The sequence below is a fragment of the Streptomyces sp. NBC_00090 genome, assembly GCF_045160815.1.
Taxonomy (GTDB): domain Bacteria; phylum Actinomycetota; class Actinomycetes; order Streptomycetales; family Streptomycetaceae; genus Streptomyces.
This window is the reverse complement of the sequence record NZ_CP108224.1, coordinates 1107562-1130800: the sequence shown is the minus strand read 5'-3', so window position 1 is coordinate 1130800 and position 23239 is coordinate 1107562. Positions and strand designations below refer to the sequence as shown.

General features: G+C 74.1%; 18 protein-coding genes. 7 read left to right on the top strand and 11 right to left on the bottom strand.

Annotated elements, in window-relative coordinates:
* The first annotated feature begins 3 nt into the window (after positions 1–3).
* From OG361_RS04870 to OG361_RS04860, 3 genes are all read left to right on the top strand, one after another.
* Entirely contained in the window at positions 4–228 is a 225-nt protein-coding gene (locus OG361_RS04870) for a phosphoenolpyruvate hydrolase family protein (RefSeq protein WP_405852018.1), read from the top strand.
* The gene (locus OG361_RS04865) at positions 198–269 is read left to right on the top strand and encodes a hypothetical protein (protein ID WP_405862083.1); all 72 of its coding nucleotides are present in this window, start codon (positions 198–200) and stop codon (positions 267–269) included. Before OG361_RS04870 ends, OG361_RS04865 begins: the two co-directional genes overlap by 31 nt.
* A 116-nt stretch (positions 270–385) precedes the next feature.
* Positions 386–3523: an AAA family ATPase gene (locus OG361_RS04860; protein WP_405852017.1), complete on the top strand. Its 3138-nt coding sequence runs from the start codon at positions 386–388 to the stop codon at positions 3521–3523.
* Here the strand turns inward: OG361_RS04860 and OG361_RS04855 are convergent.
* Positions 3505–5289: a protein kinase domain-containing protein gene (locus OG361_RS04855; protein ID WP_405862081.1), complete on the bottom strand. Its 1785-nt coding sequence runs from the start codon at positions 5287–5289 to the stop codon at positions 3505–3507. The two genes, OG361_RS04860 and OG361_RS04855, sit on opposite strands and share 19 nt — an antisense overlap.
* A 53-nt stretch (positions 5290–5342) precedes the next feature.
* Positions 5343–7289 carry a hypothetical protein gene (locus OG361_RS04850; protein ID WP_405852016.1) on the bottom strand — a complete coding sequence of 649 codons (1947 nt, stop codon included), beginning with the start codon at positions 7287–7289 and terminating at the stop codon, positions 5343–5345.
* A 570-nt stretch (positions 7290–7859) separates the two neighbouring features.
* Here OG361_RS04850 and OG361_RS04845 point away from each other — a divergent pair.
* The gene (locus OG361_RS04845; RefSeq protein WP_405852015.1) at positions 7860–9917 is read left to right on the top strand and encodes a SpoIIE family protein phosphatase; all 2058 of its coding nucleotides are present in this window, start codon (positions 7860–7862) and stop codon (positions 9915–9917) included.
* A 155-nt stretch (positions 9918–10072) separates the two neighbouring features.
* Here the strand turns inward: OG361_RS04845 and OG361_RS04840 are convergent, their stop codons facing one another.
* The 6 genes from OG361_RS04840 to OG361_RS04815 form a co-directional block, all read right to left on the bottom strand.
* Positions 10073–12064: an ABC transporter permease gene (locus OG361_RS04840; protein ID WP_405852014.1), complete on the bottom strand. Its 1992-nt coding sequence runs from the start codon at positions 12062–12064 to the stop codon at positions 10073–10075.
* Between the two features lie 194 nt (positions 12065–12258).
* Entirely contained in the window at positions 12259–12654 is a 396-nt protein-coding gene (locus OG361_RS04835) for a molybdopterin-binding protein (protein WP_405852013.1), read from the bottom strand.
* Between the two features lie 105 nt (positions 12655–12759).
* Positions 12760–13239: an Lrp/AsnC family transcriptional regulator gene (locus OG361_RS04830; protein ID WP_405852012.1), complete on the bottom strand. Its 480-nt coding sequence runs from the start codon at positions 13237–13239 to the stop codon at positions 12760–12762.
* Between the two features lie 99 nt (positions 13240–13338).
* On the bottom strand, positions 13339–14700 hold the full coding sequence (locus tag OG361_RS04825; RefSeq protein WP_405852011.1) for an SUKH-4 family immunity protein: 1362 nt from the start codon (positions 14698–14700) through the stop codon (positions 13339–13341).
* Positions 14701–14788: 88 nt separating this feature from the next.
* Positions 14789–15871, bottom strand: coding sequence for a magnesium/cobalt transporter CorA (corA, locus tag OG361_RS04820; RefSeq protein ID WP_405862079.1), 1083 nt, complete (start codon positions 15869–15871; stop codon positions 14789–14791).
* Between the two features lie 99 nt (positions 15872–15970).
* Positions 15971–16945 carry a threonine/serine dehydratase gene (locus OG361_RS04815; protein WP_405852010.1) on the bottom strand — a complete coding sequence of 325 codons (975 nt, stop codon included), beginning with the start codon at positions 16943–16945 and terminating at the stop codon, positions 15971–15973.
* A gap of 151 nt (positions 16946–17096) precedes the next feature.
* Here OG361_RS04815 and OG361_RS04810 point away from each other — a divergent pair, with 151 nt between their 5' ends.
* Both OG361_RS04810 and OG361_RS04805 read left to right on the top strand, forming a co-directional pair.
* Entirely contained in the window at positions 17097–17456 is a 360-nt protein-coding gene (locus OG361_RS04810; RefSeq protein ID WP_405852009.1) for a MarR family winged helix-turn-helix transcriptional regulator, read from the top strand.
* 36 nt (positions 17457–17492) lie between these two features.
* Positions 17493–19625, top strand: coding sequence for a family 20 glycosylhydrolase (locus OG361_RS04805; RefSeq protein WP_405852008.1), 2133 nt, complete (start codon positions 17493–17495; stop codon positions 19623–19625).
* Between the two features lie 136 nt (positions 19626–19761).
* Here OG361_RS04805 and OG361_RS04800 read toward each other — a convergent pair whose 3' ends face one another.
* Positions 19762–20097 (bottom strand): RidA family protein, encoded by a 336-nt coding sequence (locus OG361_RS04800; RefSeq protein WP_405852007.1) that lies wholly within the window; start codon positions 20095–20097, stop codon positions 19762–19764.
* A gap of 78 nt (positions 20098–20175) precedes the next feature.
* On the bottom strand, positions 20176–20721 hold the full coding sequence (locus OG361_RS04795) for a PadR family transcriptional regulator (protein WP_405852006.1): 546 nt from the start codon (positions 20719–20721) through the stop codon (positions 20176–20178).
* Positions 20722–20831: 110 nt separating this feature from the next.
* Between OG361_RS04795 and OG361_RS04790 the strand changes: the two genes are divergently transcribed.
* On the top strand, positions 20832–21599 hold the full coding sequence (locus OG361_RS04790) for an alpha/beta fold hydrolase (protein ID WP_405852005.1): 768 nt from the start codon (positions 20832–20834) through the stop codon (positions 21597–21599).
* A 124-nt stretch (positions 21600–21723) separates the two neighbouring features.
* On the opposite strand, the gene OG361_RS04785 is transcribed toward OG361_RS04790, so the two are convergent.
* A complete protein-coding gene (locus tag OG361_RS04785) occupies positions 21724–23196 on the bottom strand; it encodes a cytochrome P450 (protein ID WP_405852004.1) in 1473 nt (490 codons plus the stop codon).
* Between the last annotated feature and the right edge of the window lie 43 nt (positions 23197–23239).

The following is a 23239-nucleotide window of genomic DNA, read 5'->3' as shown; positions in this document are numbered from 1 at the left end:
ACCGTGACCACCGGATCCACCATCAGCCGCCAGGACGTCCTCGCCCGGCTGCGCGCCCGGGTCGCCGCCGGCCGTCCGATCGTCGGCGCCGGAGCCGGCACCGGCCTCTCCGCGAAGTGCGCCGAGGCCGGTGGGGTCGACCTGCTGATCATCTGGAGCACACCACCGGAGTCGTCGGCTTCTTCGGGGCCTCGTCGATCGAACGCCTGCCCACGGAGCGGGCCGTGACGGAGCAGACCCGCGCCTTCAAGGCCCTCACCCTCGGCTGACGACGTCCGGCGCCGCCGCTGTCGGTGGCGTGCCGTACAACTGAGGGCGGGGAAGACAGGCAGGACGGCACGACCGCACGACCGTGCGACGGACGACCGCACGAGGGGGACTGTACGTGGACACTTTCGCGGACCGGGGGTTCGTCGACCGCGCACCCCTCGTCGGGCGTGCCCGGGAGGTGGACCGGCTCGACGCGTTGCTCGGCTGCCGGACGGAGGGCGCCGGTCCGGCGGCCGTGGACGTCACGGGAGAGCCCGGCATCGGCAAGACCGCGCTCCTGACCGAGTTCGCGGTACGGGCCGGGGCCCGCGGCGTGACCGTGCTCAGCGGCCGGGCCGGCGCAGCCGAAGAGGACAGGACCACCCCCTTCCAGGCCTTTCTGGACGCCTTCGCCGACCTCGGCCACCGGGAGCGCGCCATCACCTCGGCCCTGGCCGAACTCGCCCGGCTCGTCGAGCGCGACGGGTCGGCCGAGGCGGCTGGGGTGGCTGGGGTGGTCGGCGTGGCTGCCGAGGAGAGCGGCGCGTGTGCCGGGGAAGGCGGCCAGGGGTACGGCGAGCGGGTGCGGCGGATCGGCGCGGCGCTGGGCCGCGTCCCGGCACCCGGGCTCGTCCTCCTCCTCGACGACCTCCACGGCGCCGACCCGGCCTCAGTCGCCCTCGTCGACCACCTCCTCCGGCACCCGCTGCGCGCTCCCGTGCTGCTCGTCGTGGCCCGCCGCGAGCGCCAGACCCCGCCGGCCCTCGCCTCCGCCCTCGCCAGGGCCGCCGACTGCGGCGTCCTCGCCCGAATGGACCTCGGCCCGCTGGAGCCGCACGACTGCGCCGGGACGGTCACCCCGGGGCTGCCGCCGGACACGGTCGCGGAGCTCCACGCGGCCAGCCGCGGCAACCCGCTCTACTTCCGCGCGCTCGCCCATGCCCGCACCCGCCGCGGCGGGGCGCCCGGTTCCGGACCGGCGGCGCTGCTCCTCGACGAACTGACGTCGCTCGGCCCGGCGGAGCGCGCGGTCGTCGAGGCGCTCGCCGTGCTCGACGGCCGTGCGACGCCCGAGCTGCTCGCGGCCGTGGCCACCGGCGGTGAAGGCAGTGAGGGCAGTGAGGGCAGCGAAGGCAGTGAGGGCAGTGAGGCCGGTGAGGTCGGTGAGAAAAGGAAGACGATCGGCGAGGCCCTGCGTGACCTGGCCCGCCGCGACCTGCTCCGGCCCGACGAGGACGGACGCACCCTCGGCCCGCGCCACCCCGCCCTGCCGGAACTGATCAGGGGCGCCCTGGACCCGTGGCGCCGCCGTGAGCTGCACCGGCGGGCGGCGTTCGCACTCGCCCGGGCCGGGGCACCCGCGACCGAGCGCGCCCCACACCTCATGGGCGCCGCGACGGGCCGGGACGCCGCGACCGCCGCCGTACTCGTCGAAGCCGCCGAGCGGATCGGGACGGTCGACCCGGCGCGCGCCGCCCACTGGCTCGCGGCCGCCCTCGACCAGCTCCCCGACACCCCGGAACACCTCTCCCGCCGGGGCGAACTGACGCTCCGACGGGCCCAGGCCCTCGGGTCGGCGGGACGCGTCGCCGAGAGCCGCGACCTCCTCCACCGGCTCATCGACACGTGCCGCCCCTGGCCCGGCACTGCCCTGGGCTTTGGCACCACCCCGGGCCCCGGCACTGCCCCGGGCTCCGGTCTCAGTTCCGCCCCCGCCCCCGCCCCCGGCCTCAGCTCCGGTCCGGTCCCCGCCCCCGGCCCCGCCCCGGGCCTCCCGGACACGGCGGGGCTCCGGACCTCCGCCGTCCTGCTGTGCGCGTTCATGGAGCGTCATCTCGGCCGGTACGCCGAGGCGGACGCGCTGCTCCGCCGCGAGCTGGAGCGGACCCCGGGCCCCCGGCCCGACCTGCGGACCGGGCTCGTCGTCGAATGGGGCGCCCGGGCCCTCTTCGCCACCCGCTACCCCGAGGTCCGCGAAGAGGCCGACCGGACCCTCGACGAGGCCCGGAGCCGCCGCGACGAGGCGGAGACGGCAGAGGTGCTGACGCTGTCCGCCCTCGGCGAGGTGTACGAGGGCGAGACCGCCACCGCCCGCGCCCGCGCGACGGAGGCCGCCGCCCTCACCGACGCCCTGACGGACGGCGAACTGGCCGACCACGCCGAATCGCTGGTGCGCCTCGCCTGGGCCGAGGCGTTCCTGGAGGAGTACCGGACGGCCGAGCGCCACACCGCCCGGGGCATCGCCGCGGCCCGCCGGGCCGGACGCCCCTTCGCGCTCTCGCAGCTCCTCCTCTGCTCGGCGTACGTCCACCTCCTGACCGGCAGGGTCGGAGCCGCGCTCGACCTGGCCGAGGAGTCCCTCGCCGTCGCCCGCACCCTGGGCGGCGCCGAACTCCTCGGCTTCAGCGGGGCGATCCGCGCGACGGTCCTCCTCCACGCCCGGCCCATCGACGACCCCGAGGCACTGGCAGCCGCCGAGCAGGCCGCGGCGACCGTGGGCACCGCCCAGGGCTGGTGGCCCACCCAGGCCCGTTGCCTGCTGGCCCACTGCCTCCCGCTGGGCCACGACCCGCACCGGGTGCGGGAGGCGCTCGTGCGCGCGGGCGGCGACCCGGACCTGTCCCGGCTCCAGCCCTCCCTGCGACCGGGCTATCTCGAACTCCTCGCCGGGGCGGCCCTCGCCGCCGGAGACCTCGCGGAGGCGGAGCGCGCAACCCGGCGCGCCCTCGCCGAGGCGGAAGGGCTCGGCCTGCCCGTCCAGCGCGGGGCCGCCCAGCGCGCCCGGGGGCGGGTGCTGGCCCACCGGGGCGAATCGGCGGCCGCCGCCGGGGCCTTCATCGAGGCGGCGCGGGAGAGCGCGAGCTCCGGGGCCACCCTGCGCGAGGCCCACAGCCTGCTCCTCGCCGCCCCGCACGTGCAGGCCTCGGGCGACGCTCCACGGGCCGCCGCGCTGTGGCGGAGGGGCCGCCGACTGGCCGCCGAGGGCGGCGCCCGCTTGCTGGTCGACCTCGCCGACCGGACCGGACCGGCCCCGGCCGACGGGGGCGCCGGAGGGCGGCTCGCCGTACTCACCCCGCGCGAGCGGGAGATATCGGCCCTGGTGGCCGAAGGTCTGACCAACCAGGCCGTCGCCGACCGGCTCTGTCTGAGCCCCCGCACGGTCGAGAGCCATGTCGCCCGGGTCTACCGCAAGACGGGCGTGGAGACGCGGGCGGGCCTCGCCTCGCTCGTCGTCAGGAACGGGGTGGGCGGCGGTCAGTCCTTGCGGGGATAGGTGGAGGTCACCCGACCGTTGGTGTCGGCGGTGAGATAGGCGACTCCGTACGTGTCGTGCAGGTAGAGGCTCAGCCCCGCGTCGCTCCCGAGGAGTGTCGACGCGGGGGTGATGACGAGGTACCGGCTGGTGGGGATGTCGATGCCCAGTTCCTTGTCGGCCCGTTTCATGAGCGCGGGCAGGGCGTCCCAGTCGAAGGCGTCCAGGTCGACCGGGACCGCGCCGGGGAAGGCGGTGCCGCCGGGGCCCTGGCGCACGGCCACGTCCTCGCCCCGGTAGACGTACCGGTCGTACCGTTTCGTACTGCCCTTGACCAGTGATTCGGCCACCGCGTAGTCCGGGTACACGACGAAGCCCGTGACCTTCGCGCCGTTCGTGGCGGCGTGGACCGCGTTCACGGCGGCCTTGATCCCGGCGGGCGTGAGCAGGTCGAGCTGTTTCGGGGCCGATGTCTTCCCCGGCGCCGGCGCCGTCGACGGAGCGGGGCGCTGTGCCGCCGGGCCCCGCTGCGAGGGCGCAGCGGAGCTGGGGCCGCTCTTCGGCTCACCGGGCCGCCAGTCCCAGGTCATGGCGCCGAGGGGGATGCCGACCGCGAGCACCACGACGACGGCGCTGCCGAAGAACCGGGTGGCCCGGCCCCGCCGCCGTCCACCGTCGGCGAGCGCCGACGGGCCCGGCTCGGAAACGCCCGCCGACAAGCCCGGATCCGAAACCCCCGTCGATGAGAACGAGGGCGACGAGGATGACGAGGGGAGGGACGCGGATGCCTGAGTCCCGGGATGAGCGGATGCGGGTGTGGGTGCGGAAGGCGCCGTCTCGGGATGCCCGGCCGCGGGAGGTGCCAGCCGGAACGAGGTCGTTGCCCCGCCACCGATCGGCCCCTCACCCACCGCTACTTCACCGACAGGTGACTCGCCGTCCGCCGCTTTCGCGGGGATCGCGTCCGTCGGTTCCGCGGCGATCCCGGCGGTCCCGGCGGGCGGCGCGTTCGTCGTGGTCGCCGTGTTCGCGGTGGCGGCCAGGGCGCGTTCGAGTTCGGCCGTGTCCGGGCGGGCGGACGGGTCCCGTACCAGCAGGCGGGTCAGGACGTCCGTCATCCCACCGGCCCGCCGCGGCGGAGGTACGTCGTCGGAGAGCACGGCCGCCAGCGTCGCCAGGGTGTTCTCGCGGCGCAGCGGGTGGTGGCCCTCCACCGCCACGTACAGGAGCATGCCCAGCGACCACAGGTCGGCGGCCGGACCGCTGGAACCGCCGCGGATCCGCTCGGGCGCCATGTAGTCGGGCGAGCCGATGATCGAACCCGAGGCCGTGAGGACCGTCGACTCGCGGATCGCCGCGATGCCGAAGTCGGTCAGGACCGGCCGCCCGTCCGGGCGCAGCAGGACGTTGGCGGGCTTCACGTCACGGTGCTCGATGTCCTGCTCGTGGGCGGCGGTCAGGGCCGCGAGCAGCCGGCGGCCGAGCGCGGCGGCCTCGGTGGGCGTCATCGTGCCGCGATCGAGCCGGTCCTGCAGGGAACCGCCGGTGACGAGCTCCATCACGAGCCAGGGGTACGTGCCCTCGCCGGCGTCCACGATGTGATGGATCGTCACCACGCCGGGATGGTCGACCCTGGCCAGCGCGCGGGCCTCGCGGAGCACCCGCGCCCGCAGGGTCCGGGCGCCCTCGACGTCGTACTCGGCCATCGCGGGATCCGGCGGGCGCACCTCCTTGAGGGCCACGTCACGGTGGAGGGCCAGGTCGCGGGCGCGCCAGACCGTCCCCATCCCGCCCCCGCCCAGGCGCTCCACCAGCTCGAAGCGGCCGTCGATCACTCTGCTCACACGCACCCCTGTACTCGGGTCCTCGGCGCGGTGGCCGCGCGTGAGCCGGCCCCGCCCACTTCGCCGTACACGTCCACCTGATAGCGACCTGACGGCCCGTACGGATCCGGCGGAAGCCACGGCCCGGGACCGCTCTCGCCACCGCCGCCGCCACCGCCGCCACTCCCGCCACCACCATCGACGGCGTCCACGGCGTCGGCCACGGCGGAGACCGTGGCGCCGGGGCCGTGGAGTTCCGCCAGTTCTCTTCGGATCTCTTCGAGTTCGGTACGCAGCCGGTCGCGTTCCCCCGGCCCCGCCGCGCCGCGGAGGCCGCGGCGGGCCTCCCGGAGGGCCTCCTCCAGGATCACCTCGGCCCTGGCGGCGCCCCATGCCGTCCGTGCCTGCCGGGCCCGGGCGCGCAGGGAGCGAGCGGCGGCGCCGTGGTCGCCGACCGAACGCCAGAGGTCGGCCGCGCGTTCGTAGGCCCGGGCCGCCTTCTCCGGCGCCCCTGCCACAGCGAGCGCGTGCGCGGCGCGGTGGCTCAGGGCGGCACCGTCGTCGCGGTCGTCCCGGAGCCGTGCCTCCGCCGCCGCGAGCGCGTACTCCCGTGCGGCCCGGTCGGGTTCTCCCCGGCGCAGGCAGCAGTACGCGAGCCAGGCCCTGGCCGGTGTGCGAGCGGCCTCGTCCCCGTCCCGCGTCAGCGCGGACAGGATTTCCTCCGTGACCGCGGCGGCCTCCTGCCAGCGGCCCCGCTCCGCGTGGGCAGTGCACAGGCGCAGCCGGGCGAACAGGCCCAGACGGCGGTCCTCTCCGGCCCGGTCGGCCTGGTGGACGGCTTCCGTGAGCAGTGTCAGCTCCTCCTCGCCCGCCGCCCGACGGGGCCGGCCGTGCGTGCCGCGCCCCTCGCCCCCGCGGAGTCCGCCCGGGCCCCCGGGTCCGCCGAGTCCGCCGGGTCCCGTGAGGGTCCGTGCGAGGGCGAGGCAGATGCGGGCCCGGTCGGCGGCGCGGAGCAGCGCGGTCTCCTCGCCGGGGCCGAGGGCCGTACGGAGCACGGTGGCCGCTTCCTCGGGTGCCCCGGTGGCCCGGAGTACCCCGGCGAGCAGCAGCTCGGTCTCGGTGGGCGGCCAGGGCCGTCCCGAGCCCCGGTGGTCGGCGACCGCGGCCCGCAGGTGGGCGAGGGCGGCGGGCGGGTCGTCGGGGGCGGTGATCCGGCCGAGGAGCGCGCGGGCGTCGGCTAGGGGGCCGAGGACGGTCGGGTCGGCCCTGCGCGGTGCGGCGAAGGCGACGACCCGGGCGAGGTCCTCACGCAGGGCGGCGGCTTCGGCCGCCGGGTCGGAGGCGGTGTCGAGGAGGTCGGCGCGGGCCCGGCAGCGCAGCACCAGCACCGTGGCGGTCTGCGCCGTGGTGGCCCCGCCGGTCGTGTGCAGGGCGGTGGCCCGCTCGCAGAGCGCTGCCAGTCCGGAGAGCCCGGAGTGCCCGGAGTGCCCGGAGTGCCCGGCCGGCCCGGACAGCCCGGGGTGTCGGGGGAGTCCCGGGTGTCCGGGGTGTCCGGTGAGTTCGGCGCGGGCTGTCGCCGCCGGCGTCGGGCCGGCGAGGAGCGCCCGGGCCCGTGAGATCAGCGCCTTGCCGTGCTGCCCGGCGCGTTCGTGCAGTTCGGCGGCGCGGGAGAAGAGGGTCTCCGCGGCGGGTCCGGCCCGGCCCCGGCAGTCGAGGGCGGTCGCGTCCAGCGCGTCGGCGTGGTCCCCGGGCGTGATGGCCCCGCCCGCGCGCCGCAGGGCCGTCGCGGCCCGCTCCCAGGCGCCCCCGGCCCCGGGATGTCCGCCGGCCGCGGAGAGCCGCCGGGCCCGGTCCAGCAGGGCGTGCGGGTCCTCAGGCGCACCGCCGCCGGGCACCCGGTCGCCGGGCACACCGCCGCCGGGCCCCCGGTCGTACGGACGCGCGTCGGGCGGGCGGCTGGTCATGCGGGGTGCTCCGGGGAGGGGGAAGAGGGCGGGGAACCGGAAGGGGTGGGCGGGGCTCGGCACGGGGACGAGGGAACATCCCCGGATGCGCGTACCCAGAGGTCGTGGCCACTCTCGCAGACCGCCGCCGCCCGCACATCCGTAGAACTACGGAACCGTCGGTGGCAGGGCGGCGAACCGCGCGGCGGCCGGGCCGCGTGTCCCCTGGCGTTACGTGGTGGTCCCGCCGGGTGTCCCCAGCCCGGCCGGCGGCGCCCCCCGGGTGTCCCCAGCCCGGCCGGCGGCGCCCCCGGGTGTCCCCGGCGCGGCGGTGCCACCCGGGTGTCCCCGGCATGGCGGGCGCCCTCCGGGTGTCTCCGGCGTACACGGCGGCGACCCCCGGGTGTCCCCAGCCCGGCGGCGGCCTCCGGGGCCCCCGGATGTTGCTCACGGTGCCGCTGCCCGATCGGCCGACGTCTCGGCCCGGAATCGAACGGACGCACTGCGCAGCGCCCGCGGACACCTACTCGGCTAGGGTGATTCGGTAGGGATTGAGCCCTCTGGGGCCAGGCCGATACGTAGGTCGATGCGTTGGAGACTCACCAGTCGTCTAGCAAGGTTCCGCAGCCGCCCCGGGCGGCCGTCGGTGACGCGGGCGTGCTCCGCGAGCTGCTGCCCATCGCCCTCTGGCGGGAGGACGCCGAGGGCCGCATCGTCGAGTGGTCCCTCGCCGCCCAGGACCTGCTGGGCCACCGGCCCGAGCACGCGCTCGGCCGCCTCGCGACCCCGCTCCTCGTCCCCGACGCCAACCGCGAGCTCGCCGACCGGCTCACCCGCCGCGTCCAGAACGGCGAGACCATGGTCGGTACGCTCCCCGTCCGCCACCGGGACGGCCACTCGGTCGCCATGGAGATGTGGATCGTGCCGGCCGCCGACCCGGCCGGCCGGCCGGGGGCGATGCTCATCGCCGTGGAGACCTCCGAGGTCCTGCGCATGCGGGAGAACCTCGCGGCGATGGAGAGCCTCTTCACGCAGTCGCCCATCGGCCTCGCCCTCCTCGGTCCCGACCTGCGCTTCCTCCGTGTCAACGACGCCCTGGCCCGGATGAACGGCGTCCCGTCCGCCGCCCACGTCGGCCGGCGCCTCACCGAGGTGGTGCCCGGCGTCAACGCCACCGCCCTCGAAGACCTGATGCGCCAGGTCCTGGAGAGCGGGACCGCCGTCGTCGACGCCCGCCGGGTGGGCCGTACGCCCGCCGACCCCGACCGCGACCACATCTGGTCCTGCTCGTACGCGCCCCTCAGCGACCGGACCGAACAGCCGCTGGGGCTCATCGCCTCCCTCGTGGACATCACCGAGAGCCAGGAGGCGCACATCGAGGTCGAGCGCGCCCGGCACCGCTTCGCCCTGCTCGCCGAGGCCGGCGCCCGGATCGGCACCACCCTCGACCTGAAGCAGACTGCGGAGGAGGTGGTCGACTTCCTCGTCCCGCAGCTCGCCGACTCCGCCGACGTACAGATGCTGGAAGCGGTCCTCGAACCGGACGACCCGGCCGCCTCCACGCGCGGAGTGCTCCGGCGGCTCGCGGCCGGCTTCCCCGACCCGACCGCCCCCACGGCCCTCCTCGCCCCCGGCCAGACCTTCCAGCTCCCACTGGACTCCGTGTACGAGCAGGTCGTCGACCGGGGGAGACCCACGGACCTCTACATCTCCGACCTGCCGGCGCTCTTCACCGACCCGCGCACGGAGGCGCTCCGCTCCTACTTCGCCACCCGCATCGGCTCGGCGCGGCTCGTCCCGCTGGTGGCCCGGGGCAAGGTGCTCGGCGCGGTCACGGTGACCCGGTTGCGGACCCGCGAGCGCTTCGACGCGCAGGACTGTGTCCTGATCGACGAGGTCGTGGCCCGGGCCGCCCTCAACATCGACAACGCCCGCCTCTACACGACGCAGCGGGAAGCCGCCATCACCCTCCAGCGCAGCCTCACCAACAGCGCGCTGCCCGACGTCACCGGGCTCGAACTCACCGGCCGTTACCTGCCCGCGAGCGCCCACGACGTGGGCGGGGACTGGTTCGACGTCATCGCCCTCCCCGGCGGCAGGACGGGCCTGGTCATCGGGGACGTGATGGGCCACGGCATCCACGCGGCGGCCGTCATGGGCCAACTGCGCACCGCCGTGAGGACCCTGGCGCGCCACGACATCGCCCCGGCCCGGATGCTCAGCTCGCTCGACGCCGTCGTCGCCGACCTCGGCGAGGACGAGATGGCCACCTGCGTGTACGCGGTCCACGACCCGGCGACCGGAGGCTGGGTCATCGCCCGCGCGGGCCATCCGCCCCCGGCGGTCGCCACCCCGGACGGGACCGTCACCTTCCTCGAAGGACCCCCCGGCACCCCCCTGGGCACGGGAGCCCGTGACTTCGGTACAGAGGAGGTCACCCTGCCGCGGGGCGCCCTGCTCGTCCTCTACACGGACGGCCTCATCGAGGCCCGGGACCGGGACCTCGACGAGGGCATGAGCCAGCTCGCCCGGGCGCTCAGGGGCATCGACCGGCCGCTGGACACCCTGTGCGACGAGGTCCTCGCGCGGCTCCTCGTCGGTCCGGCGCAGGACGACGTGGCGGTGCTCATGGCCCGTACCACCCAATGAGGCGCGCTCTCCACCCGCTGAGACGGTCGCTCCACCCGCTGAGGCGCGCTCTCCACCCGCTGAGACGGACGCTCCCCCCCCCCGCTGAGGCGCGCGCCCTCGCCTCCGCGACTTCCCGCCCGGCCGTGCCGTGCCGTGTCCTCGGAGGGTCGAGGTCACAGCGGCACGACGGTCACCTCGGTGGCCTTGACCCCGGTCCAGACCGGCACCCCGTCCGCGAGGCCCAGTTCGGCCGCGGCCTGCGGAGTGATCTCGGCGACGAGGTCGGGGGCCCGGTCGGAGGTGACCAGGACCCGCAGCCGACTGCCGCTCGCGGTGACCTCCCGTACGGTGCCGGGCCAGACGTTACGAGGGCTGCCGCCCGGCTTCTCGCGGTGCACGGCCACCGCCTCGGGCGCGATGATCGCGAGGGCCCGCGTGCCGGGCGGCGGCGGCTCGGCGGCGACGAGGGTCCCGCCCCCGTCGAGCGCGAGCCCCTCGTCGTTCGCGGACCCCGGCCAGGCGTTGCTGCCCAGCATCCGGGCGACCCACGGCGACCGGGGATGGCGGGACACCTCGGCGGGCGAGGCGTCCTGGAGGGTGCGCCCGTCCTCCAGGACGAGGACCCGGTCGGCGAGCGAGACGGCCTCCACGGGGTCGTGGGTGACGATCAGGCAGACACCGCCGAACCCGGCGAGATGGGTGCGCAGGGTGTGCCGCACATGGGCCCGGGTCGTCTGGTCGAGCGCGGCCAGCGGCTCGTCGAGGAGGAGGAGCCGGGGCCGGGCGGCCAGCGCGCGCGCCAGCGCGACCCGCTGGGCCTGGCCGCCGGACAGTTGCGCGGGGCGCCGGTGCGCGAGGTGCCCCACGCCCAGCCGGTCCAGCCAGGCCTGGGCCGCCCGCCGCGCCTCGGCGCGCGGAACCCCGCCCGCCCGCAGTCCGTACGCGGTGTTCGAGAGGGCCGACAGATGCGGGAACAGCGCCCCGTCCTGCGGCACCCACGCCACCTGCCGCCGGTGCGGGGGCAGGGTGGTGACGTCGGCGTCGCCGAGCCGGAGGGTGGCGTGGGCCCGGGGGGTGAGGCCGAGGAGGGCCCGGAGCAGGGTCGTCTTGCCGGCGCCGTTCGGGCCGACGACGGCGATGGTGGTGCCGGGGTCGGCGTCCAGGGCGAGTTCGGTGAAGCCGTCGACCTCGGCATGCAGGGCCCAGCGCCCGCCGCCCGGCTCCCCGGCGGCCGGCTCCCCGGCGGCCGTGCCGGGCCCGGGTACGGGCGTGGGCGCGGAGCCGGCGACCGGCCCGACGCCCGCGACCGGCTCGGGGCCGGGCTCCGGGGCGGGGGCGGCCCGCCGGGGCGACGACGGCGTGCCGGTCCAGCGGCCGCGGAGGGCGACGAGCACCGCCATCGCGATGGCGAGCAGCAGCAGGGAGACGGAGGTCGCGGCCTCGGGCTCCTCCTGGAGCAGCAGGTAGACATGGAGGGGCAGGGTCTGGGTGGTGCCGGGCAGGTTGCCGGCGAAGGTGATCGTCGCGCCGAACTCGCCCAGCGCCCGCGCCCAGGTCAGCGCGGCGCCCGCGAGCAGCCCGGGGGCGACCATCGGCAGGGTGACCGTGAAGAAGACCCGGACCGGCGAGGCGCCGAGCGAGGCGGCCGTCTCCTCGTACCGGGGGCGCAGTCCGCCGAGCGCGCCCTCCAGGCTGATGACGAGGAACGGCATCGCCACGAAGGTCGCGGCCAGGACCGCCCCCGAGGTGTGGAAGGGGAGCGTGATGCCGAAGGTGGACTCCAGCCAGGGGCCCAGGAGCCCGCGTCGGCCGAACGCGAGCAGCAGCGCCACACCGCCGACGGTCGGCGGCAGCACCATCGGCAGCAGGACGAGGGAGCGGACGAGCGCCTTGCCGCGGAACGGCACCCGGGCCAGCAGCCAGGCCAGCGGCACGCCGAGCAGCAGCGACAGGCCGAGCGCCCAGAAGGAGACCACCAACGACAGCTTCAGGGCCTGCACGGTGCCGGGGTCCGTCAGATGCGCGCCGAAGGCGCCCCACTCGGTACGGGTCAGGACTCCGACGAGCGGGAGGACCAGGAACGCCACGGCGAGCAGCGCGGGCACGGCGAGGACGATCGGGGTACGGGGGCCGTGACCGGCGGGGCGAACGCGGAGGCGTGTCATCGGTGTTCCCTGACGGGGGTCGAGGTGGGGGCTGCCCGTCCCCCCGGACGCGGACAGCCCCCACGAGGGGTTCCGGGGCCACGGCTGTCGAACAGCCCGTGTCCCGGAGGTTCTTCCGCGTCCTGGGCGGCCCCGCCGCCCGTGGACCGGCGGACCGGCGGACCGGCGGACCGGCGGATCAGCGCATCAGCGGATCAGACGCGGTCGATGTGCACGCTGGTCGACTTCACACGAGCCGTCGCCCGCATGCCGACCTCCAGCCCCAGCTCCTCGACCGCCTCGCGGGTCAGGAGCGAGACCAGCCGGTGCGGGCCCGCCTGGATCTCGACCTGCGCGGCGACATCGCCGAGCTTGATCGCGGTCACGATCCCGGGGAACGCGTTGCGCGCCGAGGTGTACGCGTCGTCCTCGTCGCCCGGGGCGTTCTGCGCGATCTCGACGGAGAAGGCGGCGAGAGCGCGGCCGTCGATGAGCCGCCGGCCGCCGTCGTCGCGATGGGTCGCGACCCGGCCGGCGTCGGCCCATCGGCGGGCCGTGTCGGGGCTGACGCCGAGCAGGCGCGCCGCCTGCCCGATGGTGTAGGACTGCATGCGTGCCACGGTAGGTCGTTCAGACTCTCAGATGCAATGGATCAAGGGTGATCTCGGCGCATCCGCCAGCCTCGTTGGAGGAATCGCCGAAGCCCGGCGCTCCCCTCACGAGCCGCCCGACCGGCGCCCGACGGCCTCGACCAGCGGCAGCAGCCGGTGCGCCACCCGCTCGCGCAGCGCGATCTCGGTCCGGGTGCGGACCACCCCGGGCACCTGGATCAGCCGCTGGATGATGTCCTCCAGATGGCCGGCGTCGCGGGCCACCACCCGCGTCAGCAGATCCCCGCCGCCGGTGATCGAGAAGGCCTCGACGATCTCCGGCACGCCCGCGAGCGCGTCGCCGACCTCGTCGAGATGGCCCTGCTCCACCTCGACGTGCACGAAGGCGAGCACCGGATGCCCCAGGGCGGCGGGGGAGAGGACGGGACCGGTCGCCGTGATCACACCCTCGCGTTCCAGCCGGTCGATCCTCGCCTGCACGGTGCCCCGGGCCACCCCGAGGATCCGCGCGTACTCGCGCACGCTGGTCCGCGGCTGTTCGATGAGGAGCCGCAGGACGCGGGTGTCGAGTTCGTCCACCGCCATGGCCGCTCGGCCTCCTTCGCCCCCCGCGGTCGGTATGTCCGGTTCTCGACTGTACCCAGGGCCCCCGCTCGTACCCGGGGCCCCCGCTCGACAGCCGTCTCAGTAGCCCTCGACGCCGAGCTCGGTGATCGAGGCGAAGAGGTGCTCCCAGACCTGCGATCCCGGCGCCCCCTCGGCCAGCGCCCCGGCGTCCACGGCGGCCATCGCCCGCAGGAACTCCTCCGGTCCGCCCTCGCCCGGGTACGGGTCCCAGCAGGCGCCCATGTGGCGGCGTACACCCTCCAGGAACCGGACGAAGGCCTCCAGATCGCGGACGAGGGGGAAGGGGCTGTCCCCGCCCGGCCCGTGGCTGCCGTCCGGCTGCCGCAGGGAGACCGCGCCGGTGACCGGGTGGACGAAGACCTCCCCTGGATCGCAGTAGCCGAGGTCGAAGGCGCCGATCCGCAGCAGACCGTCGGCGCCGGGCCGCAGCAGCTCCTCGGCCCCCGCCACCGCGAACGAGGTGATGCCGGCCCCCCAGTGGCGGGGCAGGCCGATGCCGACGAGGAGCGCCCTGGTCGGCACATGCGTGAGGACCCCGGGGAGGTCCGCCTCCGGGACCCGCACGATCCAGGAGGGCCCGAACACCCGCTCAAGCCGGCCCGCGGTGAGCGGCCCGGCACCGTTCCGCGCACGCGTGGCCGCACCGCCCTCGCCGCCACCGTCGTTCCGGGGCAGGAACCACGGCTCGCCGCCCGGCGCCGTCCATCGCACCGGGTCGGTCTCGCCTCCCGTCCGGTCGGTCGACGCCTTCTCGTTCTCCTCGACGAGCACCACCCCGCGCGCGTCGAGGAAGAGGTACCGTCCGCCGTCCACCACGAGAGGTTCCTCCCAGGACTCCGGGGCGTGCAGCGGCCACGCGTCCTCGTCCCCGTCGAAGAGCCGGGGTCCGTCCGGCTCCACGTCGTCGAGGAGTTCGGCCGCTTCCTCGTCCGGGGCGGCGCACGGCCGGCCGGTGGCCAGCTCGAACCAGGCGCCCTCGCACCACAGCGCCCACACCTTCACCAGCTGCCGGCCCTCGGCCTCGTACACCACGGCCGATCGGTCGCCGCTCAGGTTGGGCTCCGCCTCGTACGCTCCGACCGGCCGCCACCACGCCCACACCGTCCGCCACGGCAGCCCCGGTTCGGCGGCGGCCACCCGCTCCGCGTAGGCGTGGTGCCCGAGGACGGTCGCGGCGAAGTGCAGCCACGAGGCGAACTCGGCGGAGGACACCCGGGCGCCCCCGAACACGGCCTCGGCCTGGGTGAACACCTCACGGCCCACGCCGCCGGCATCGCCGGGCAGGGCGGCCAGCCGGGCACGGAGCGCGGCCCGGTCGTGGCGGAGGACCCGGGCGGGGTCCTCCATCAAGGAGCAGAGGCCCGAGGAGGAGAGGTCCTCGGAGGAGAGGTCCTGGGTGGCGGGGTCTCGGTCGGTCACACGAGCATCGTGCCAGGCGCCGCACGGCCGTGATCACCTTTCCCGGGCAGCGTGATCACCGCGCCCCGCGACACCGCGCCCGCGGGGGTCAGAGCCAGCCGTTGCGGCGGAAGCCCCGGTGGATGACGAAGCAGGCCGTGACCATGACGCCGAGGACCGCGGGGTAGCCGTAGGTCCAGCGCAGTTCGGGCATGTGCTCGAAGTTCATGCCGTACACGCCGCAGACCATGGTGGGAACGGCGACGATCGCGGCCCAGGCGGTGATCTTGCGCATGTCCTCGTTCTGGGCGACCGTCACCTGCGCGAGATGGGCCTGGAGGATCGAGTCGAGCAGGGCGTCGAAGGAGCCGACCTGCTCGGTGACCCGGGAGAGGTGGTCGGCCACGTCGCGGAAGTACGCCCTTATGTCCGGGTCGATCAGCGGCATCGGCTGGGTGGCGAGGTGCTGGAGCGGCCGGCCCAGCGGCGTCACGGCCCTCTTGAGTTCGAGGAGTTCCCGCTTGAGCTGGTAGATCCGCCCCGCGTCGCGCCGGTCCGCCTGCTCGGAGAAGACCGCGCTCTCGATCGCGTCCAGGTCGTCCTGGACGGCGTCGGCCACGGCGAGGTAGTCGTCCACGACGTGGTCCGCCATCGCGTGCAGCACGGCGGAGGGTCCCTTGGACAGCTGCTCGGGCAGGTCCTCCAGGGCCTCGCGCAGCGGGCCGAGGGAACCGTGGCCGCCGTGCCGGATCGTGATGACGAAGTCGGGCCCGACGAAGGCCATCAGCTCGCCCGTGTCGACGACCTCGCTGGTGGCGGTGAGCTCCTCGTGCTCGACGTAGCGGACCGTCTTGAAGACGGCGAACAGCACCCCGTCGTACTGCTCCACCTTGGGCCGCTGATGGGCGTTGACGGCGTCCTCGACCGCCAGCGGGTGGAGCCCGAAGAGATCGGCGAGCCCCGTGAACTCCTTCTCGTCCGGCTCGTGCAGGCCGATCCAGACGAAGCCGTCGACGGCCTTGCGGACCTGGCGCAGTGCCTCCTCGGCCGAACCGCGCCCGTTGCACCGTACGCCGTCGATGTAGACCACGCAGTTGACCACCGCGCTGCCCAGCGGGGATCGGGCGGGGTGGCTGAGGTCCACGGCACGCCGGTACGTCAGACGGACGGCTCTGCGCAGGCGCTGGATCATGGACACGGAGTGCTCCTTCGGCGGATCGACGGGCCAGTGTGCCACCGTCGGCGACGCGTCCGCGAGTGCCCGCCGCTCCCGCTCCGGCTCCGCCCCCCTCTAGGGGGTGACGAGGTCCGTGGGGTCGGTGTTGGCGCCGCAGAGGATCACGCAGACCGTCTCGCCGGGCGCGGGCCGGTATCCGGCAGCGGGAGCTTCCTGCCCGGGAACGTCCTGTTCGGGGTGGGTCAGGGCGGCCAGGGCGGTGGCGGCCGCGTGTTCGACGGCGAGCCGCCGGTCGTCCCAGAGCGCCTGACGGGCACGGACGATCGCGGCGTCGGGGACGAGGACGGAGCGGACGCCGTCCTGCTGGGCGGCGTGCAGCGCGGTGGCGGAGACGCGGCGGGCGCCGAGGGAGTCCGCGGCGACGGAGTCGACCGTGACGTCGACCGGGTGGCCGGCCCGGAGGGCGGCGTCGAGGGCGCGGCAGTTCTCGGGCTCGACGGCGACGGTACGGATGCCGTGGTGCCGGGCCGCCGTCGCGACCCCGGCGAAGAGACCGCCGCCGCCCACCGCGACGACGACGGTGTCGAGACCGGGCACCCGCAGTCGGATCTCGTCGAGCAGCGTGCCGGCTCCGGCGGCGATCAGCGGATGGTCGTACGCGTGCGAGGCGAGCGCTCCGGTCGACCGGGCGAACTCCTCGCAGGCGGCGAGGGCCTCCGCGTACTCGTTGCCGACCAGGCGGACGTCCGCGCCGTACCCGCGGAGCCTGGCGACCTTGACGCGGGGCGCGGTGGCCGGCAGGAAGACGGTGGCGGGGACGCCCTGCCGGCCGGCGGCCCAGGCGCAGGCGAGACCGGCGTTCCCGCCCGAGGCGATCGTGACCCCGGCGGCGGGGAGGGTGCCGGCCTCGCGGTGGGCCAGGAGGAAGTTCTGGGCGCCGCGGGCCTTGAAGGAGCCGGTGTGCTGCATGTGCTCCAGCGCGAGATGGATCCCGCCGGGGTCCGTGGGCCCGGCGAGGGCGACGGGCCGGACGTGACCGTCGATGCGGTCGGCGGCGGTCTTGATGTCGTCGTGGGTGAGGCTGTGCACCTGGCGCTCCTGCGGGTGATCGGCCGGGGCGGTCGGCGACCCCGCTGCACGTCCCACGAACCTACCCCGGCGCGTCGGAGCCGAGAGCGCGGAGGGCCGGGGGAGGGTCGGCCCGTGGGGTCCGGGGGCCGGCCTCGGAGGGGACGACCGCGTGTGCGGGCAGCGACCGCTCGGCGTACAGCAGGATCGCCGCGCTGCGGCGGGCCGGCGGGCCCTACGTGCTGTCCGCGGGCGAACTCAGTCGTACCGTCCTGGTCACCACCGCGGGATCACCAAGCGGGTCGACCGGCTGGAAGGTCGTGGTCCGGTCGCCAGGACCGTCGCCGAAGCCGATTCGCGGGGGCGTCTCGTCACCCTCACCGCCGAGGGCGTCGCGCTGGCCGACGAGCTCATCGTCGTCCACCTGGACAACCGGCGCCGACTCCTCGCGGGGCTCGACGGGAATGAACAGGCGGACCACGCACGGCTGTTGGAACGGCTTGCCCTGACGCTCCCGCCGGGCGAGGGCTGAAGCCCTCTCCACGAGGACGCCGGCGCCGCCCTCGCCGTGCGCGCGCTCACCGGCGACGACCGCGCCGGTGGGGCCCGTCTCCTCACCGGTCCCGTGGCCGCCGTCGCGCCCTTGACATGGGCGCGACAAGGCGCTCCACTGGTCAAGTGGTTTAGACCATTGGTCCGGACCTGTCATCTACTTGAGACGGGTCCTGTCCCTACTCCCATCGAGGTTCCGATGAGACTCCTGCGATTGTTGTCCAGCGGCGTGCTTGCCGTGGTCGTCTGTCTGGTTGCCACCGTTTCGGTTTCGGCCAGCCCGGTGGCCGCGAGGCAGGCGGCGAATCCGAAGCCCCTGACCATCCCGGCCCTGCAAGAGTGGACCGGTGGCACCGGCTCGTTCACGTTCACCGACGCCACGCGGATCGTGTCGTCGACCGCGCACGCGTCGGCCCTGTCGTCGACGAGTGAGGTGTTCGCCGATGACCTGCGGGCGCTCGCCGGCCGTACCGTCGCCCGGTCGACCGGTACCACCGCCGACCTGCAGGCGGGCGACATCTTCCTGTCGCTCGGCTCGACCGACACCAAGATCGGCGACGAGGGTTACACGCTCTCCGTCACCGACAGGATCACGATCACCGCTCGTGATGATCGGGGTGCGTTCTACGGCACCCGGACCGTGCTTCAACTGCTCAAGCAGGGATCGTCGATCCCGCGGGGTACGGCGCGGGACTGGTCGCTCAAGCCGGAGCGCGGTCTGATGGTGGACAACGGGCGCAAGTACTTCACCCCTGGCTGGCTGCGGGATCACGTGAAGGAACTGGCCTACTTGAAGATGAACTACTTCCACCTGCATCTTTCGGACAACGAGGGCTTCCGGATCGAGAGCGGCTCGCACCCTGAGGTCGTGTCGGCGGAGCATCTGACGAAGCAGGAGGTGCGGGACCTCGTCGCGCTCGCGGCGAAGTACAAGATCACGATCGTGCCGGAGATCGACGCGCCGGGCCACATGGCTCCGATTCTGGCCGCCCACCCGGAGCTGAAGCTGGTCTCCAGTACCGGCGTGGTGCAGAACCAGTACATCGACCTGTCCAAGCCCGCGGCGTATGCGCTGATCAAGGACCTGTACGACGAGTATCTGCCGTTGTTCCCCGGCCCGTACTTCCATATCGGCGCGGACGAGTACAGCATCTCCTACAGCGCCCACCCGCAGCTGGAGCAGTACGCCAAGGCCACCTATGGCGCCAACGCCATCGGCAAGGACGCCTACCTCGGCTTCATCAACTGGGCCAACGGGATCGTCCGCGCGGCCGGCAAGACGGCCCGCGCCTGGAACGACGGCATCGGCGGTGGCGTCGCGGTGACCGTCAACCCGAATGTCATCGTGGAGTTCTGGTACAACCACGGCAAGTCGCCGCAGGCGCACATCGACGCCGGGCACCTGATCTCCAACGAGAGCTGGAGCCCCACGTACTACGTGCTCTACCCCGGCGGCCCGAGTGGCCCGTCCAGCCAGTGGGGCTACGACACGTGGAACCCCGACCTGTTCGAGGGCGGCCAGACCATCACCAGCGCGTCGAAGGTGAAGAACCTCGGATCGAAGATCCACGTGTGGTGCGACAACCCCGGGGTCGCGACCGAGGAGCGCATCGCTTCCGACATCAAGCAGGGGCTGCGGATGCTGGCCCAGCAGACGTGGGGCTCACCGAAGCTGGTGACGCCATGGACGAACTTCGTGACGGTGATCAACGCGATCGGCCGCAACCCCGCCTGGACGACGTCGGTCCAGGCCGGGAACCTCGCCGCGAACAAGCCGGTGACGGTCTCCAGCACCGAGACGGTGAACCTGCCCGGTGTGAATGCCGTGGACGGTGACTACTTCTCCCGCTGGTCCAGCGGCTACACCGACAACGAGTGGATCACCGTCGATCTCGGAACGGTCCGTCAGATCGGGGGCGTCAAGCTGCTCTGGGAGTACGCGTACGGCTCGGGCTACAGGATCCAGACGTCGAACGACGCCACAGTGTGGACGACGGTCTACACCACGACCACGGGTGACGGCGGCACCGACGACCTGACCGGGCTGTCCGGCTCGGGCCGCTACGTCCGCATGCAGGGAACAGCGCGGGCGACGCAGTACGGCTTCTCGCTGTACGAGTTCGAGGTCTACGCGCCAACGACGTTCTAGCGCCGGACGCGTGACGGTCCCTCGGCGGCGGCGAGTCCATCCGCCGCCGAGGGCCCCCAGGGAGGTCCAGGGCGGCCGCTCCCCGTTGCCTCGACCCATCCGGCCACGACCGCGGTCAGACCGCAGGGCTGGTCGCTCAGTCGCTCGCGACGGCACCGATCGCCTCGATCTCGACGAGCCAGTCGGGGTCCGCTAGCGCGGCGACCTGTATGAAGCTCTCCGCGGGGAAGGGTGGGGCGTAGTGCTCCGCGCGGAGGGCCGCGAAAGCGTGCTGGTGATCGATGTCCGTGACGAAGGCCGTGAGCTTGACCGCCTTGTCGAGGCCGGAGTCCGCGTTCTTCAGGACGGTGGACACGTTGGTCAGGGCCTGCCGGGCCTGCGCCGTGAAGTCCCCGTGACCGACGGTGGTTCCGTGTGCGTCGATCGGGGCCTCCCCCGAGGTTCCGATCGGGACCGAACGGAACCGTAGCATGTTCTGAATCGATCGCTTCAAAACCTGGCGCGGGGGAAAGTCACCGGGGCGTGGACGCGCCCCGGCGCGGGGAGGGGGTTACGCCGCCGGCGGGTGGGGCTGGTCGTCCAGGGCGGCGATCATGTCGTGCAGCCAGGCGAGTTCGGCCTGCGACGTCGCCCGGGCGATCAGCAGGATGCCGCTGCGGAACGGGTCGGTGATCTCCTCGGCGCCGAGCGGCCGGGCGTCGTCGTAGAAGAAGCTGGCGGGCTCGTCGAGGAAGGCGAGCCGGCGGCGGAGTACGGCGGCCTGCTCGGCGGGGTCGTCGAGGTGGCGGAGGAAGGCCAGCACGGTGAACCAGCGGTTCTCGTCGCTGATGTCCAGCTGCTCGGGCGTGCGCAGGCGTTCGAGCAGCGCCGTCCGCCCGGCCGCGGTGAGGTGCAGGGTGTGCCGGGGGGCGGCTGTCGATCCGGGCTCCGTCTCGCGGACGAGCAGGCCGTCGGCTTCGAGGCGCTTGATCGCCGGATAGAGGGTGCCGTCGCTGAGCGGGCGGATGTGGCCGGTCAGCGCGGCCAGGTGCCGGCGCAGTTCGTAGCCGTGCATCGGCCGGTCCCGAAGGAACCCGAGAATCGCGAGTTTGAGCATGGGGCCATGCTGTCAGATCACCTCGATGTCGCGAGGTATATCGGTACCGCTATACCTCGATGCCGAGGTATCGTCGCGTGTCACCCCACCCCACGAGCAAGGAGTCGGCCATGCGCCATGCCCCCGTGACCCCGAACGGCGACCAGATCCGGTGGGTGGAGATCCCCGGCGCCGAGCCCACCCGGCTCTACCTGCACGGACTCGGTGCCACCTCGCCGGTGTACTGGGCCGCCGCCGCCGCGCACCCTCTGCTGACCGGCCGCCGGTCACTGCTGCTCGACCTGATCGGCTTCGGCATCAGCGACCGCCCCACGGACTTCACCTACACGCTGGAGTCGCACGCGGACGCCGTGGCGGCGGCACTTGAGGCCGCCGAAGTGACGGGCGTCGAAGTCGTCGCGCACAGCCTGGGCGGGGCGGTGGCGATCCTGCTCGCCGCCCGGCACCCGCGGCTGGTCGCGAACCTGGTCCTCGTGGACTCCGTCCTGGACCCCGCGCCTCCGGTCCCCGCTCCCGGCAGCAGCGGAATCACGGCCTACACGGAGGAGGAGTTCCTGGCCGACGGGTGGCGGATGACCGAGGAGCGGGTCGGTTCGTTCTGGTGGTCCACGATGCGCCTCGCGGGACGCGAGGCCCTGTACCGCACCACGGTCCACCGGGCCCGGGGAACCGCCCCCGCCCTGCGCGAGCATCTGGCGGGTCTGTCCGTCCCCCGCACCTTCCTCCACCCGGCGGCCGACGGCGAGCCCGTCGACGCGGCAGGACTGCGGGCCTCGGGTGTGACCGTTCGGGAGATCCCCGACTGCGGCCACAACATCATGTTCGACAACCCCGACGCGTTCGCGCACGCGGTCGCCGACGCACTGAACGGCGGCTGACGTCCTGCGACGCGCGGAGGGCCCTCGGCGCCGCGCAGCGCCGTCCGGCGACGAGGCCGGACCGGCACCGCGGTACTTCGTCGGGCGGGCGGCGGGAGCGTGTCGCTGCCCGCCGCCCGGTGGCTCAGTCTCCGGCGCGGCTCGTCCGGGGGGTACGGGCGCGCAGCTCCAGGAACGCGCCCTTCGCGGGGAGGGTGGAGACGCTGCGGCTCTTCGTCGCCTCCGGCGCGGGGTCGATCCGGTGGAGTTCGCAGTGGCTCAGCACCTCCCGCAGGACGGTCTTCATCTCCAGCAGGGCGATCTTGTCGCCGAGGCAGCGGATCCGGCCGCCGCCGAACGGGATCCAGGTGTAGACACCCGGCTTGCTCCCGAGGAAGCGCTCCGGCCGGAACCGGTCGGGCTCGGGGTAGAGCTGGGGGTCGCGGTTCATGAGGTACGCGCTCGCCCACAGGACCATGCCCGGCTCGAAGCGGACCCCGCCGATCTCGATGGGCTTGACGACGGTACGGGGGATGATCTGCGGGATCGAGGGCCGTACCCGGAGCACCTCCTGGACGGTGGCGGTCAGGTACGCGTCCTCCGTGCCCGCGTCGATCTCCGCGACCAGCCGCTCCAGCGCCTCCGGCTCGCGGCTGAGGAACTCGAAGGCCCAGGAGATGGCGGCGGCGGTCGTCTCGGTGCCGGCGAGGAAGATGGTCATCATCTCGTCGCGCAGCTCCGTCTGGGACAGGGGAGTGCCGTCCTCGTGCGTGATGCCGAGGAGTACCGAGAGCATGTCGTTGTCGAGGTCCCCGGCAGCCCGGCGGTCCGCCACCGCACCCGCGATGAGGGCGTTGGCGCGCTCGCGCAGGATCAGGAACTCGTCCAGCCCCAGAGGCCGGATCATGCGCAGCACGCGCACCGCCGCGGGCGACATCTTGTGGATCATCATGGCCGAGGCCATGCTGTTGTTGAACTTCATCATCCCGATGAGGACTTCGAGGAGCTCGTCCCACTGAGCGGGCACCACGCGCCCGAAGATGACCTCACGGATCACGTTCAGGGTGAAACGGTGCACCAGCGGGTGCAGCGACATGGCCTTGTTCCGCGGCCAGTTCGCCACCTCCTCCACGGCCATGCGGTTGACGGAGTCCTCGATGCGGTGCAGCGCCTTGCCGTGGAAGCTCGGCATCAGCAGCTTGCGGCGGATCTTGTGGGCGTCCTCGTCCAGCCAGGCCAGCCCGGACTGGCCGGTGAACTTCTCGATGGTGGCGGAGCCGGTTCCGGTGTGCAGCACGTCGGCCGGAGCGAGGAACATCTGCTTGATGTCATCGGGCGCGGAGAGCACGTAGAGCGGACGGGGAGGGACCCGGATGCGCAGCGCGAACCGGTCCCCGTACTGGTCCCGGCAGCTCTCCACGAAGTCCGAGGGGCTCTTCCAGTACGAGAGGATCTGACGCAGCGCGGATACCTTGGGCCCCGGCAGCGCCTCGGCGGGTATGGACGGGCGGGTACTGGCCGCGGCGGCCGCGGTGTGGTCGACGGGGCATCCGGACGCGGCGGCGAGCGCCTCGTCGGCCGGCCCGGTCTCGGGAGCCGCATGCTGGGGTGCGTTCATGACTGCGGGTCATCCTTTCGAGGTGCCGGGGCGGGCGGTGACA

Bases quoted from the DNA above. Each gene is read 5' to 3' on its own strand.
- corA (WP_405862079.1), bottom strand. From the start codon at position 15,871: ATGATCCAGCGCCTGCGCAGAGCCGTCCGTCTGACGTACCGGCGTGCC.
- OG361_RS04800 (WP_405852007.1), bottom strand. From the start codon at position 20,097: ATGCTACGGTTCCGTTCGGTCCCGATCGGAACCTCGGGGGAGGCCCCG.
- OG361_RS04840 (WP_405852014.1), bottom strand. From the start codon at position 12,064: ATGACACGCCTCCGCGTTCGCCCCGCCGGTCACGGCCCCCGTACCCCG.
- OG361_RS04795 (WP_405852006.1), bottom strand. From the start codon at position 20,721: ATGCTCAAACTCGCGATTCTCGGGTTCCTTCGGGACCGGCCGATGCAC.
- OG361_RS04785 (WP_405852004.1), bottom strand. From the start codon at position 23,196: ATGAACGCACCCCAGCATGCGGCTCCCGAGACCGGGCCGGCCGACGAG.
- OG361_RS04850 (WP_405852016.1), bottom strand. From the start codon at position 7,289: ATGACCAGCCGCCCGCCCGACGCGCGTCCGTACGACCGGGGGCCCGGC.
- OG361_RS04855 (WP_405862081.1), bottom strand. From the start codon at position 5,289: ATGGGGACGGTCTGGCGCGCCCGCGACCTGGCCCTCCACCGTGACGTG.
- OG361_RS04835 (WP_405852013.1), bottom strand. From the start codon at position 12,654: ATGCAGTCCTACACCATCGGGCAGGCGGCGCGCCTGCTCGGCGTCAGC.
- OG361_RS04790 (WP_405852005.1), top strand. From the start codon at position 20,832: ATGCGCCATGCCCCCGTGACCCCGAACGGCGACCAGATCCGGTGGGTG.
- OG361_RS04830 (WP_405852012.1), bottom strand. From the start codon at position 13,239: ATGGCGGTGGACGAACTCGACACCCGCGTCCTGCGGCTCCTCATCGAA.